Source organism: Billgrantia sp. C5P2 (assembly GCF_051062895.2).
The window spans coordinates 2,272,365-2,285,290 of the sequence record NZ_CM128542.1; the positions used below are offsets into that span (position 1 = coordinate 2,272,365).

General features: G+C 58.6%; 17 protein-coding genes and 1 tRNA gene. 5 read left to right on the forward strand and 13 right to left on the reverse strand.

The genetic code is table 11. The annotated features are described in order from the left end of the window. Positions 1-110 precede the first annotated feature (110 nt). The gene (locus ACRWQA_RS10450) at positions 111-554 is read right to left on the reverse strand and encodes an NUDIX hydrolase (protein ID WP_434227570.1); all 444 of its coding nucleotides are present in this window, start codon (positions 552-554) and stop codon (positions 111-113) included. Between the two features lie 65 nt (positions 555-619). Here ACRWQA_RS10450 and ACRWQA_RS10455 point away from each other — a divergent pair. Next, positions 620-709 (forward strand) — tRNA-Ser (locus ACRWQA_RS10455). 144 nt (positions 710-853) lie between these two features. Next, complete coding sequence (locus ACRWQA_RS10460) at positions 854-1,180, forward strand: helix-turn-helix transcriptional regulator (RefSeq protein WP_434227572.1); 327 nt, start codon at positions 854-856, stop codon at positions 1,178-1,180. 116 nt (positions 1,181-1,296) lie between these two features. Here the strand turns inward: ACRWQA_RS10460 and ACRWQA_RS10465 are convergent, their stop codons facing one another. Next, on the reverse strand, positions 1,297-1,698 hold the full coding sequence (locus tag ACRWQA_RS10465; protein WP_434227574.1) for a hypothetical protein: 402 nt from the start codon (positions 1,696-1,698) through the stop codon (positions 1,297-1,299). After that, a complete protein-coding gene (locus ACRWQA_RS10470; protein WP_434227576.1) occupies positions 1,661-2,116 on the reverse strand; it encodes a Panacea domain-containing protein in 456 nt (151 codons plus the stop codon). The genes ACRWQA_RS10465 and ACRWQA_RS10470 overlap by 38 nt, the downstream gene beginning before the upstream one ends. A 621-nt stretch (positions 2,117-2,737) precedes the next feature. Between ACRWQA_RS10470 and ACRWQA_RS10475 the strand changes: the two genes are divergently transcribed. Next, positions 2,738-3,394: an SOS response-associated peptidase gene (locus ACRWQA_RS10475; RefSeq protein WP_434227707.1), complete on the forward strand. Its 657-nt coding sequence runs from the start codon at positions 2,738-2,740 to the stop codon at positions 3,392-3,394. Here the strand turns inward: ACRWQA_RS10475 and ACRWQA_RS10480 are convergent, their stop codons facing one another. Together ACRWQA_RS10480 and ACRWQA_RS10485 are read right to left on the reverse strand one after the other, a co-directional pair. Further along, the gene (locus tag ACRWQA_RS10480) at positions 3,395-4,675 is read right to left on the reverse strand and encodes a Y-family DNA polymerase (protein WP_434227578.1); all 1,281 of its coding nucleotides are present in this window, start codon (positions 4,673-4,675) and stop codon (positions 3,395-3,397) included. It abuts the gene before it with no gap. 2 nt (positions 4,676-4,677) lie between these two features. Further along, the gene (locus ACRWQA_RS10485) at positions 4,678-5,124 is read right to left on the reverse strand and encodes a LexA family protein (RefSeq protein WP_434227579.1); all 447 of its coding nucleotides are present in this window, start codon (positions 5,122-5,124) and stop codon (positions 4,678-4,680) included. A 764-nt stretch (positions 5,125-5,888) separates the two neighbouring features. Here ACRWQA_RS10485 and ACRWQA_RS10495 point away from each other — a divergent pair. Both ACRWQA_RS10495 and ACRWQA_RS10500 read left to right on the forward strand, forming a co-directional pair. Continuing rightward, positions 5,889-6,056 (forward strand): YHYH domain-containing protein, encoded by a 168-nt coding sequence (locus tag ACRWQA_RS10495; protein WP_434227583.1) that lies wholly within the window; start codon positions 5,889-5,891, stop codon positions 6,054-6,056. A 568-nt stretch (positions 6,057-6,624) separates the two neighbouring features. Further along, positions 6,625-7,200: a DUF2569 family protein gene (locus ACRWQA_RS10500; protein WP_434227585.1), complete on the forward strand. Its 576-nt coding sequence runs from the start codon at positions 6,625-6,627 to the stop codon at positions 7,198-7,200. A gap of 123 nt (positions 7,201-7,323) precedes the next feature. On the opposite strand, the gene ACRWQA_RS10505 is transcribed toward ACRWQA_RS10500, so the two are convergent. The 8 genes from ACRWQA_RS10505 to ACRWQA_RS10540 form a co-directional block, all read right to left on the reverse strand. Then, complete coding sequence (locus ACRWQA_RS10505) at positions 7,324-7,551, reverse strand: hypothetical protein (RefSeq protein WP_434227587.1); 228 nt, start codon at positions 7,549-7,551, stop codon at positions 7,324-7,326. 667 nt (positions 7,552-8,218) lie between these two features. Beyond that, positions 8,219-8,458: an antA/AntB antirepressor family protein gene (locus ACRWQA_RS10510; protein ID WP_434227589.1), complete on the reverse strand. Its 240-nt coding sequence runs from the start codon at positions 8,456-8,458 to the stop codon at positions 8,219-8,221. Then, positions 8,395-9,339 (reverse strand): hypothetical protein, encoded by a 945-nt coding sequence (locus ACRWQA_RS10515; protein ID WP_434227590.1) that lies wholly within the window; start codon positions 9,337-9,339, stop codon positions 8,395-8,397. Before ACRWQA_RS10515 ends, ACRWQA_RS10510 begins: the two co-directional genes overlap by 64 nt. After that, positions 9,339-9,473, reverse strand: coding sequence for a hypothetical protein (locus ACRWQA_RS10520; RefSeq protein ID WP_434227591.1), 135 nt, complete (start codon positions 9,471-9,473; stop codon positions 9,339-9,341). The genes ACRWQA_RS10515 and ACRWQA_RS10520 overlap by 1 nt, the downstream gene beginning before the upstream one ends. Positions 9,474-10,579: 1,106 nt before the next feature. Further along, a complete protein-coding gene (locus tag ACRWQA_RS10525; RefSeq protein WP_434227593.1) occupies positions 10,580-10,756 on the reverse strand; it encodes a hypothetical protein in 177 nt (58 codons plus the stop codon). Between the two features lie 800 nt (positions 10,757-11,556). Then, positions 11,557-12,138 carry a hypothetical protein gene (locus ACRWQA_RS10530; protein WP_434227594.1) on the reverse strand — a complete coding sequence of 194 codons (582 nt, stop codon included), beginning with the start codon at positions 12,136-12,138 and terminating at the stop codon, positions 11,557-11,559. Further along, positions 12,135-12,338 (reverse strand): hypothetical protein, encoded by a 204-nt coding sequence (locus tag ACRWQA_RS10535; protein ID WP_434227595.1) that lies wholly within the window; start codon positions 12,336-12,338, stop codon positions 12,135-12,137. Before ACRWQA_RS10535 ends, ACRWQA_RS10530 begins: the two co-directional genes overlap by 4 nt. Before the next feature lie 158 nt (positions 12,339-12,496). Next, positions 12,497-12,859 (reverse strand): hypothetical protein, encoded by a 363-nt coding sequence (locus tag ACRWQA_RS10540; RefSeq protein ID WP_434227597.1) that lies wholly within the window; start codon positions 12,857-12,859, stop codon positions 12,497-12,499. Positions 12,860-12,926: the final 67 nt, after the last annotated feature.

Consider the following 12,926-nt stretch of genomic DNA (forward strand, 5'->3'; position numbering starts at 1 on the left):
TGATCCAGAGCTCCCTGTGATTGATCTTGGTTTGATCTCTGCTGTTGACCAAGGATGCCGTTGGTTGGTTCCCGGCGCAAGTCCTTAGTTCTACAAGACTCAACGAACCTTCATCGTCTCGATGTCTCTGCGAGCACCTCGAGGGCGATACGCCTGGCGCTGGCACAGAGGCTCGATTCGCAGCCAATCCGAGCGATGTCGAGCCATTGAACCTCACTGGCATCGTCACCCGCGATAGCGGTTCCAGCGACCCAACGACAGATCACCACCACGATGACGAAGTGGCTCAACAGGCAACCTTCGTCGTCGTACTGGAACTGATCGATGGCCGTCAGCACCCGTTCTGGGTCGGCCACGATGCCGGTCTCTTCACGCAATTCGCGTATGGCAGCCTCCATCAGCGGCTCGCCCGGTTCCACTCGCCCTCCCGGAAGCGCCAGCATGCCGGCATTGGGTGGGTTGCGCCGACGCACCATCAGCACCCTCCCCCGGAGAACCACGGCGGCGGCCACGGCGGCGGATGGCCGCACTGGCGAACTGGCATGAGATGACATCCGGCCTCCTTGGCTGGGACGCTTGACCTTATGAGCATAACTGGTAATATTCGCCCCCGTGAGCCGGAGGGATGGCAGAGCGGTTGAATGCACCGGTCTTGAAAACCGGCGAAGGTGAGAGCCTTCCCAGGGTTCGAATCCCTGTCCCTCCGCCACTCACCCTTATTTTTCAGTAACTTAGTCGCACTTCGCTAAGCTACCCAACGAACCGCCCATCAAGCCTGAAATGGTAGAGATGAGGCGGTTTTTGTTTCTCAGGGCGATACTGTTCTCTCAAGCTCATTGAGTGGACAGCAATCATGTCAGATCCCACCGCCCCCGACGACCTCACCGAAGGCCACAAAGCCATCATCCGCCTGCTGGCAAAGCAAGGGGTCGAGGCCTACCTACAGAACCGTGTAGAGCAACGCCCGCTACGCTTCCTGAAAACCCGCGAGGTATGCGAGAAAATCGCCTGCTCAAAGGCCAAGCTCTATGAGCTGCGAGAGCAGGACGAGACGTTTCCCAAGCCGTTCAAGGATGGTGCTGCACGTAGTTCGCAGAACTACTGGTTCGAGCATGAGATTGAGGAGTGGATGCAGCGGTGGGCAGAGGCTAGGCGCGATAAAGCTTCACCCTTGAGTTAGCGGTTGCTAGACCAGCACAACGCCTTCTATGGGCTTACACAACGATGCCGCGAGCGCCAGTGGCCTGCCTGCTGCTCATCCGGGATCGCGTAGCGGCGTAAACGCGTTGAGAGGAATCAGTCACGCTTCGTCGTATCGCTCTCCTCGCCAGAGGGTTCAGGCTTCCTAACCCCCAGGCTGATTCGCGGGAGGAGCTGATTCAGCCAGAAATGTATCTCTTCAACGCCCATACGCCTTGCAAAAATCAACAGCGCGAAGAGCTCTATGATCCCTACGACGATCGGCAACGTCCAAGTGGTGACGCTCTGTAGAGCCCAAACATCGAAAATCACAACTAGGGCAACGACGAAGAGAAAGCGATCTTCCCGACGTCCGTCTCGCTCTGTGGCAAGATCATTTTCCAGCTCAACCTCCGCCGTGCTCCTGGCATGATAGTGAGATTGAGCGCTCATTTTGATTTTTTGGAAGCGATCCTGCTGATCAGGATTCGGTTTCGGGGAATCGCTGTCTGTACTCATTCAGGATGGCATCTTGGTCAATGGGAACATGGCGCTCCCCAGGAATGTAGCAATGTGCCCATGCCGAGATCGGCTCATGGGTGATATCCACGAGACGGAATGGCTCCATATCCCCCAAAGATTCCACTGCATCAACGATGGTGTGGTATTCGTCAGAGGTCGGATCCGCATCAGGCACGTGGTTGAAAATGTTTCGTATGCTGGAGCTGCCGTAGCTTGAGGCGTAGCGGTACACCGAGGGCAGTACGGGGCCATAGGCCCATGCCTGAAACCGCTCGTCACCGATAAGAGGCTCTTCGTGACTGCCGGAGTACACCATATGCGCGATGTACAGGATCTTATGGAGCTGAAGGTTGCTCAGCGTCCAGCCAGATGCCTCGCAGGCGATCTTGGCGGCTTGCATCGCGGAGATAGCCATGCTTTCTCCTCTCCTGTGTGAGGTCGCGATTCTACGACCTTGTCTTCTTATTGTATATGCGCCTTCAACAACTTGAGATCAAGCCTACCAGCGCTTTCCAGGGTGTCCAGAGCATACGCATGTCTGCGCGGGGACGCCAATTTACAGCCTGTCACTCCACGAGGGCCTCCGCGGAACTGAGAACCCTCCGGTCGAAGCTGACCAGATCAGTCCATCCGCACGCACGGCACGCCACGATGCGATTGCTTCCCTGCGTCTGCGCCTGGAAGGTCGCCCACTGCTGATCACGCCGAATCTCGGAGTTGCCACAGCTGCAGTACAGTGCGTGTGAGCCCAGCGTCGAAAAGCGGTAGTGGATTGCGTGGAGCGCCATGTCCGTGGCCTTCTGCCTGGAGCTGCTTCGGAGATACAAAAGCTTACTCGGGTTCGCGACTCGGCACTGTAAGCCCTCGCTCATAGTTACGTGAGACATCGCTTACAAAGGTTGCAGTGATTGACCATGGAGGCCGGGCCGCATGGCCGTTAACCTTGGCCTTGCCATGAACCCTTCATCTCATGGCATTTCCTCGGCATGGAAGCGCGTTGGGCCAAGGACCGGCCCATTTTCGCTACACTGCAGGCATGTGTGGACGATTCGCGATCTACAGCAAAGCCCCCGCCCTGTCTCGAGCTCTCCGTATCCCGCTGGAGCTCAGCGACGTCGTGCCACGATTCAACGTGGCGCCCGGCACCTGGGTCATGGGGATCCGCCAGCTTGAGCACGACGAGCCACCTGAGCAGCTCGAGTTCTGGTGGGGCTACCGGCCGAAGTGGGCGAAAGGCAAGGCTGCCCAGCCGATCAATGCCCGGGTCGAGACTGTGGCCACCAGCGGCTACTTCAAGAACGCATTCGCGCGTCATCGTTGCCTCGTTCCCGCTGACGGCTGGTTTGAATGGATCGCCACAGAGACCGGCAAACAGCCGCACTACCTGACCCGAACCGACCGTGAGCCGTTCGCGTTCGCCGGCATCTACGCCTCGCGCGAGGATGGGAGCTTGGGCTGCGCGATCCTTACTGAGCCAGCCCGCGGCAGCGCCGCCGAGGTCCACGACAGAATGCCGCTGATACTCGACGAGGCGAGCATCGAGCCATGGCTGGACCCTGACCTGACAGACCGTGAAACCATCCGCAACGTAGTCCGACACATCGATGCAGGCCTGATCGAGCACTGGACGGTGAGCCGGGCCGTCAACAAACCTGCCGAGGGCCAGGGCACGGAACTGATCAACCCGGCCTGACTATCGCGCCTTCGCGACGAGCAACTCATCCCACCTGGTGGAATAACGTTGAGTGAGGTTTGCGCAGCGCAGGTGCCAGGCAGCGCCAGGCGTCGGTCGGCCGAGGCTGACGGTACCGCGCCCCATTCGCTGGTTGAGCTCGTCCATAATGCTCATCACCGTCGCACTTCGCTGCCGATCAGCGTCGCTCTGTGGTGTGTCGAGTAGCGAAAGCTGCTGTCGATCAGCGTCGATCAGGTCGAGCAGCATCACGCCTCCCTTCTGGTACAGGTACCCACTGCGGTAGATGCGCTGTAGGGCGAAGCCGGCGGCGCGCAGAATCTCTCGACTGTCATCAGTGGGCCGCGATAGCTCAACCACAGCGCTCGGCGTGTACTGCGGCAGATCCTGCCTGAATGGGTTGGTCTTGAGAAACACGAGCACAGCCCGGGCGAGACTGCCCTGGCTGCGAAGCTTCTCGGCACCGCGCTGTCCGTGCTGTCGCATTGCCTCGCGTATCTCGCCGATGTTGTCGGTGAGCTTGCCAAACGATCGGCTGGTCATGATGCGCTGCCGTGGCTCATGGAAATCGTTCATTTCGATGCAACTGATGCCGCGCAGCTCCAGTGCCGTGCGTTCGAGCGTGACGCTGAACTGGCGGCGGATGCGCTTCGGGTCGACCTGGGCGAGATCCCAACCGGTGCGGATGCCCAGCACGGCAAGCCGCTCCACCAGGCGCCTGCCGACCCCCCAGAGGTCGCCTAACTCGAAGCGTTGCAACAGCGCTTGGGTTTCCGCCGTGTTGTCCTGTAGCACGCATACGCCGCGGTAAGCAGGGATCTTCTTGGCCGCCCTGTTCGCGAACTTGGCCAGCGTTCGGGTAGGTGCGACGCCGACGCAGACAGGAATACCTGTGTATTGACGCACGCGATCATGAAGCTGCCGGGCATGCTCGAGCATTTGCTCGCATGAGAAGCCATCGAGCCTCACGAACATCTCGTCAATGCTGTAAGGCTCGACGCCGGCAGAGAATTCCTGGAGCACCTCCTGCACCCGAGCCGACATGTCACCGTAGAGTTCATAGTTAGACGAGAGCAGGTTGATCTGCCCCCGGCGTACCATGTGCTGAAGCTCAAATGCAGGTGTGCCCATCTTGATGCCGAGGGCTTTGAGTTCAGTGGATAGCGCGATGACGCAACCATCGTTGTTGGAGAGCACGCCGACGGGTCGGCCGATCAGTCGAGGCTGGAACACGCGCTCGCAGCTGACGTAGAAAGAATTGCAATCCACCAGGCCGATCATGCTCACACCATGTACTCATGGATGACAGACCTGACAACGCCCCAGACCTGGCAGTCGAGGTTCTCGAGGGGGATCGGGGCATAACGTGGGTTGCCGGAACAGAGGCAAGGCACGTCCCCGCGCAGCTCGTAGCGCTTGACCGTAATCTCGCCGTCGACGAGGGCAACAAGGATGTGGCCCGGACGAGGATCGATGGAGCGATCAACGACCAGTGTGTCGCCCTCATGGATGCCCAGCCTGATCATGCTGTCGCCGGTGACTGAGAGGAAGAACGTCGCCGCCGGCTTCTTGATAAACCTCTCGTTGAGGTCGAGCGTGCGGCCTTCGTAGTCCTGCGCTGGACTGGGGAAACCGCTGAGGCCAGCTCGTCCCAGGGCCAGAGGGTACGGCAACGGCATGAGGGCAGCGCCCTCGTCGAATCGTCCAAGTATCTCGAGTTGGGGAATCATAGCGCCTCCCCTGCCGGCCAGCAGATCAGAGCACTGCCGTCAGTTTGGCGTGTGACGGTAGCCTTTCCGCAGCTAGTGATGGCGGCCAGCGTTTGCTCCCAGGCAGCTAGGGATTCGTCAGGCTGTCGTTCAAGGACGATCTGCCGGCCTTTGGCAGGCAGTACGGTCGGACTGGGGTTCTTTGCCATGGCGTAGGCCTCCCTGTTCACTGATACTGATATTTATACAGTATCGTGATGAACGAGGGCCAACGCTGTAAGCGATTTCGCACAATTCAGAGAGCCGATGGCTTACAGATTCCATCTGTCCTGCCTGGCCTCGACAATGGCAGGATGAGCGTGTGCCAAGGAAGGTATGCCAAGGACGAGGGAGTGCAGTAAGGACGCGCAACGAGGGGCCCGGCCGGTTATCGGCCGGGTCCTTTGCGTGAATGAGGCCAGGCCACCACCCGCGCCAAGGCGGGGCGCCCTGCCCCTCTTGGAACGTTTGCCTGCATCGATGAACCACTGCTCTGCTGCCTGCTGGCGTCCGTCGAGATATTGACGTGTAGTGATGCCACAAAAATCTTCCCTCGCGTGACGACTGGGAAAAAATCTTTACCCTCGTGCTTCACTCGGTGGCCCATCTTCGACATGGGTCAGAGAAATGTGACTGTTTGTGAGCTATGGTCTGCATGTGGCGCCGATTCTCTCGGCCTATCTTGAAGCACGGCCGTTACCAAGAACTGCTCCGCGTCACGCCAAAATAAATAAAGGGGAACGAAGATGAAGAAACTGATGATGAGCCTGCTCGTGCTGGGCTTCCTGGGTGGTGCTGCGTCTATCCAGGCGAGCGTACCTGCTTCCGAGACTATCGTTGATAGCCACTCGGGAGGAACCAATAGCGCTGGCTGCCATAACGACACCAAGCGTGGCACCTACCACTGCCACTAACCGGCAAGCGAGCGGAACCGCCCTGCTGGGCGGTTTCAGCCACTCCCCGCGCGTAATGACTTCGGAAAAACCTTTCTCCTCCTGTCGTCGTCGCCCCGGCTCGAGTGATGGGCATGGTATCGAAGCGCTATCCGCAGGATGTTGAGGAATGTTGAGGTCGGCAGTGGGTACCTGCAACGGACTGAGCTTGTCAAAACTTGTACTCGGAACCTGATAAAACCTGAAACGCTGATGCTTGGCGTGATGTCAGAACAGCGTAGCGTAAGCCCCCTTTAGCCCTTACCTGAACCTTACCTAAGCCTTGTCTGAACCTTGCCCATTGCGGGGCCTGGCTACCCGCTAGAGTTGCTGCGTATCTGATCCTGCTAAACCTCTGTGCCGATCCACAGACGCCCGTACGGATGGCTCCGCTGCTGCAGGTCCGTTGACTCACCCGCGGGCTAATAGGCTGGGCTTGTTCGACAATGCACAACACAACCAAGGGAACGAGGTACAAGGTATGTTTTGCCCACAATGTCGAGCTGAAGCAGCCCCGGGAGCCAGGTATTGCCACGCCTGCGGTAACGAGATGCCCCACCAGGTAGGCCAGCCTGGTGCAGACAGTGAGCCAGCGGACAGGACGCGCATCTGCTCGGAGCTGAAGCCTTCTGGCATTGGTGGGTGGCTGCTCGTCTTGATTGGAGTGCTGATGGTAGTCGTGCCACTTATCGGTGTTGCATCGCTGCTGAGTCACTTCGCTGTTCTGAAGTACCTGCATCCGTCATTGGTCGGAGAGCCCGGTTGGCGGGAGTATCGGCTCTGGATGTGGCTGGCAGTGGCGGCTACTTCCTTGCTGAGCATATACGGCAGCATACGGCTGCTGTGCGGAAGATCGGCGAAGGACGTGGAGGCGGTATCAACCATCATCTGGGTAATCGGCCCCATCTCTGCCGTTGTGGTCCACGCCCTGATTCCTTATTGGCTGCACAGCGCGGAGAAGCTGATGTATGACTACATCGGGCCAACCGGAACTCCCTTGGTGGGCGCCATCATAGGGGGCGCCCTCTTCTCTTTGATCTGGGTCTCCTACCTCAACCGGTCAACCCGTGTATGCAACACCTACGGCCGACCGAAAATGAACCCTCGTCGACCTGTCGAAACCTGACATTTCATTCTGCTGCTGGATTGCCCGTTTGCTCAGAAACGCTCAGGTTGCCACCTCAGAAAACCTAAGTTCAGGATAGGTGCCGTTCAGGGGCAGGAGAGGTAGGCCGGACTGCAGCGCGCGTCACGCCCTCTCGCGCTGGCGCTCCAGCATGAGCTGCAAGGCATCAGGCTTCAACGGATCGTGCTGTAGTGAATACCCTTTGAAGGCCGGTGGAGGAGATGGCGGAGCGATACCAGCAGTCTCGAGCAATTCCCTAGTCAGTCGCCGCGAAAACCAGGTTCTCGCCTCGTTCCAGGCCTCGTCTTCGGTCAGCTCAGGATCCTGAGGCGGCATGGTACGCAGGCTCATCCCCTCGTGATTCATCATCCATCGCGCCATGGCAAGCCAATGTCTGCTCTTGCTGTCCCGTACCATGGAGATTTCTACGTCGATCCCTGATTGGGCAAAACTACATGTTCTCATTGTTCTTCCCTTCGTAGATTCCCAGCGGGACTAGATTAGCAGTCGCCGATGGTCGGTCTTGTAAGCCAAGGAAGGGTTGAGCTGTAAGATATTTCTTACTTCGTTGTCAGTAATAGGCTGCTGCTGGCCTGGTCTGCGGGGATGGCCGGCGGGATCGTCAGGGGTTTTCGGAGTCCGTAAAAAAGGGCAAGACGGCAGTTGGGCGGCCGCTTCGATAGCCTTGGCGATGTCAGCATTTGTCAACAGGTGTTGCCCTTGGGCGCGGGCGTGTACTGCCTTGCTCATGAGGAGTTTTGTCACCCCTTAAAGGCCCGCTTCTCGCCCGCGTGTACTGGTCCGAAAATGGCCTGGGTCGCTACTCCTGCGAAAGCAGGTACCGCTCTTCCGCGATAGCCATCTCTACGCGCTGCTTGCCCTTTTTTATAGTGACAAGAAATTCGTCCTTGGCCTGGTAGTCGCACAGCGCCTGGATGCTAACCCTTGCTAACAAGCGGGCCGCTGTGGCTTCTGGGCCGAGCGGGGTAGCCACCCGCACCTGGTTGGGTGCGAATGGCTAGCTGAGCTGGCGAGCCTGCTTTCCTTTCTCGTTTCGCTCGACCATGGATAACTCTTTGGCCATGTCGAGGGAGAGGTGATATTCCTTGCTGGGACGCCCACCATTCGGGGTTTTGCTCAATTCTGAGCAAAAGTCCTGACCCTCAGCGAAGCCGTAATGGGAGCGGCTCGAGGCTACTGACCAAGGTTGAGGGGAACGCCGGCGTCCTGAAGACGAACCAATCGTTCCGCGATCCATCTCTTTTGGGTCTCAGAAACATTAGCGCGCGACCCTACGGCAACGAGCTCCTCGGCAAGTTGCTGGGCTTCGTTCAGCGTCTCAGGGCGAATACCTCCAATGCCAGCCGCTTGATTGATGTCGGACAGCAGCCCTCTAGGTGTTGCGCCTCCCGCATTTTCACGCTCGATACGACTCAGTAGTGCATCCGCCTTTTCCTTAGCCTGCGTTATCACCCGGCGCGCTTCGGTGGCTTCCTGGGAATTGCGCCTGCTGGAGATCTCTTCATTGAATAGGTCGACGACCGACAGAGATTCACCGCCACCCCTTGGGTCACCGCCTGGATTGTAATCGCCCGGTGCTGGAGCTGGCCCTCCCCCTCCACCCTCTCCTGCAAGCAGCTGATCTAGGACCGAACTGCCTCCCCCGTTGCCAAGCAGCCTCTCATAACGACCCCGAAGACGGGCGTACTCAAGCTTTTCTTGTGCGGAGAGATCCGTCACGCTGCGGGGAAGCCCAGCTTCGTTTTCCAACATCCTTTCCATGCGGCTCTTGAGATCATCAAGTTCGTATTTGTCTCGGTCGGTTAGAGCCCCTGCGCTCCCTCGCGCCCCAATCTGCATGGAGGTACGCCGGTTGGCCCCGGCCTCGCGCATCTCGGCCAGGCTGGTGTCGTGCTGCCGATTGGTTTGGTTTTCTCCAGCCGTGAACTCTTGGCCTTCGATACGCTCACCGCGCCGGAATTGCTGATCGTGCTCTTGCCGTGCCATGGCTTGGCCATGGGACAGTTTTTGCAGCGCCTCTTGGCGGAGCTGGTCGATTCTGCTCATGGCATTTTGCTGTACTGCCTGACCGCCGCCAGCAAGGCCACCGGCAACGGCGCTGAGAAGTCCTCCAGCCATCACACACCTCCTTGCAGTTGTGGGCCAAATTGCTCATTCGCGCCGACGGCGAACCTGCCCTTTTTTATCGTCGCAGAAAATTCAGTGGAAAGTTGCTGGGCGTGGCCCATGCCTTGCTGATGTGGTTCTGTCATGTTTATCGCCTCCCGGCGAGTGTTAAGCGAAGAACTGTTCGGCATAACTGGCGTAGCCGGCGAAGTCGATAGGCCCATGGTCAACGGCAGCGGGGCCTGGCTGGCCATAAAGCGAAGGCGCGCGGCTGGTGGCTACTGCTGTTCCCCCTCCACCGCCGTATGCATCGCCTGGTGAGCTCGGCGAGGTAGTGCCCGATGGCTGGCCTTGGTCAGTGCTTGTCGAGGGCCCCATGGCAGTATTACGGCCGTATTGACCGCCTACTATGCTGCCGGCCATGGCCCCGACTACGCCGCCATATGGGCCAAGGCCGGCGCCTGCCCTTCCACCTAGAAGCCCGCCCATTCGGCTGCCTGCAAACCCACCTATGGTTCCTTTGGCTTGCTGTCCGAAGCTGTTACCGAAGCTGTCATCCAGCGATGTGCCGAAGGAGTCGTTGATCGAGCCAAGACTGCGAGAGGCGGTGTTAGCCCGGGCGGCTGTGTCAGCAAGAAGGCCCGCAATGGGGCTTCCAAGCAAGGAAACGCCAAGGACTGCAGCCCGGCTAAGAAGCCCCGGCCGTGCATTCGCCTGGATGGTTTCCGGTACGCCTGCCCGCACCATTGATCGCGTGTGCTGGTCGCGGGTCATCTGTGCGGCCTGGGATGCATTGGACACAGCGCTGTTACCTGAGTACGCCGTATTGCCGTAGCTGACATTCTCGGGCCCCATTTGCGTGTCCGCCTGCTCGGCAAACGTCCCATACCGCCCCTCGGGTTCCAGATTATCCATAAAGGAGGCGATCGCTCCGTCCGTCAATGCACCGACCGAGACGCCTGCTACATCGCGCGCAGCACTGACGGCTTCTGGCGAGACGCTGCGACTACCGGCCATGTCTGAACGGGAGTTGCTGGCGCTGCTGCTGGCGTTCCCGCCGGCACTGCCCCCACCTCCTGCTCTGCCGCCATCCAGCCCCATGCTCGACCCACGTCGACCGTCTGCCGCGTTCGGCGCCCCAGGAGTGTCACGGCCATCAAATCCGCCACCATGCCCACTTCCGGTATTGCTGCTGCCGTACCCTCCCCGGCCTCCAGTGGCGCCATCAGCTGCTGAATCCGCCCAACTCATATCAAACCTCCTGGACGCCGGTTTTCATCGACGCAGTTTGTGAAACAGCATGCAGCTCAATAAGGTGCCGGGCAGCGGTTACGTCGCCCTCGTCCGCGGCTTCACGCAGCATGCGGTAGTAGCCGCGAATGGCTTTCTTGCTCGGCATCACGTTTGGCTTGCCCTTCGGACGTGGCATGGATATATCCTCAGCTTGGGATTTCATCCAGTATAGGCAATAAACGTAAATTTATGTGGGGTATATGGAGGGATAAACGGTTGTGGTGCGAATAACTACTTGATAAAACATAAAGTAATGCGGAGGATGTCTCCGCCGCATGGGTGAATGACGCCGTGCCTTGAGGAATGGATCTGCAAAATCGAACGAAACAACGCATCTCTATCGATTTCACTCATGAGGCAGAGCTTCACGTGGCCGTTCTTGCTTTATTCTGAACGCAGGCAAAAGAAAACCCGCCTCGATAGGCGGGCTTGCCTCGGCGGGAAAGCTGTTAGTCAAAGCTCCAACCGCTGTATGGCTGGCCTCTAGAGTCTCTCCCATTGTGGAACGTCTGGTTACCGATACGCTGACTGGTGCCGTTCCAGGTGTTTCCGCTGGCGGACCTGCCGTTGTGGAAGGTGGTGTTGCCTATTTGCTGGCTATTCTGGCTCCAGCTAGAACCGGTGCGAGGATTGGAGCCTTGCATGTAGGTCTGGTTGCCGAATCGTTGGATGCTGTATGAGTTGCCAGACTGCGCGTCATAGCAGGTTTGGAAGCTTCCCGTACCTGTGCAGTTTGCTGAGGCCGCTCCTGCCCCGGCCAAAGACATGGCGCTTAGAATGATAGTGAAAATCCACTTACCCATGCCGTCCCCCTTCTTCACAGTGATTTGTAATGCTACGTAACCAGCATAGCAAAAGCCCCGCTCAATGGCGGGGCTGATCGTTTCTTAGCGACACCTGTTCACAGGCGGGGCCACTGAACGGTCTTCTATCCACCTATGCTCGCTTCGATGATGAACTCTCGAGCGATTGATAGCTCGTCAATTGTTCGAGACGGCGCAACAGGAGCAGGCGTTCGTTTGCAGGAACAGCTGCGGTGAAGCGGTCTAGAAACTGAGCAAATATTTCACGGCGCTGTTGGTTATGACGGGTCTTGCCCAGTAGGTCCAGCAGTGCCTCCCATGCATACTCACCCTTACGGACAAACCATCTTTTGGCTGAAAGCCGGCGGTATAGTATGGCCATACGAGGCCGCACCAGATCGGCCGGGTGGGATTCCATACCCTGACGCCACTTCTCCCGCGCCTGAAGCATGACATCCTGTTTTGTCGCGCCTGTCGTTGATTGGATCTCGCCTTCCCCGCCTCCACCGAGCCAGGCGGCTGCATAGACACCTGTGCTTGTGATGCGCAGAATCACGAAGCAGGGCTCCGGCATGGCTAGGCGGAGCGCTTCCTGCCAGCTGCGGGCGCTGATGTAGGTAGGCGATGAGCGTTCCACCTGTAAGGAATAACAAGCAATGACTATGAGGCCATTGTCGTGGCTTCGTGACAGGTTTTTGCAAGTGAGGGTGTTCATGCCTGCGCCCCCTTATGCGTCGCGGCGCCGATGGCGTCCAGGTTTTCCCAAATGTCCATCAGCGTTTCGTTCATCACTTCGGGGCTAGGTTTGTCCGTTTCTTGATTGACGTATGTGATCAGCATTGATGTGAGCGCCCAAGCGCGGCGCGAATGAACCTCGATCTCTTGAATGTCTACGGTGGTATCATGGTTCTGCATGTCGGCGTCTCCTAACAGTTGTTGCCGATGTGACACGCCCTCGGACTGTTGGCGCAGTCGCGGGGGCAATTTTGTTCTACGAATTGTGGCGCTTCACGTATTCCCTGCGTGCTGCGCGGAGCAGGTCATAGGCGCGAGCCATGTTCTCACGGGCTGTATTATGCCGCCTCTCCCATGAAGGCGCGGCCCAGCTCCTCAGGTGGCTGGGCCTCGAACTCACCGGCATCGAAGCGGGCACTTACCCATGTGGCGCGGGTCGGGCCGTAGAACCACGCTGCCGGCTCAGCATCGCGCTTGCGGATCCGCTCCTTTGCCTCGCGCATGAGTTGAATACGCTGGTCTTTGGTCAGGTTCGATACTTGCTTCAAGACAAGGAACGTGCCTTGCAGAAAGACGCGATTCTGATTTGCGTTGATGTGGCTGGTGGTGTCGAGCCTGTAGCCCCTGGCCTGTTCACGGCGAAGTGTGTCGTAAGCAAGGGCGATGTTGTGACGGGTTTCAGTGTTAAGATGTGCTTGCATGTCGGCCTCTCCTCAGTGGTTGCCGATGTGTGATATGCCCCCGGCCTGTTCCAGCAGGTGCGGGGGC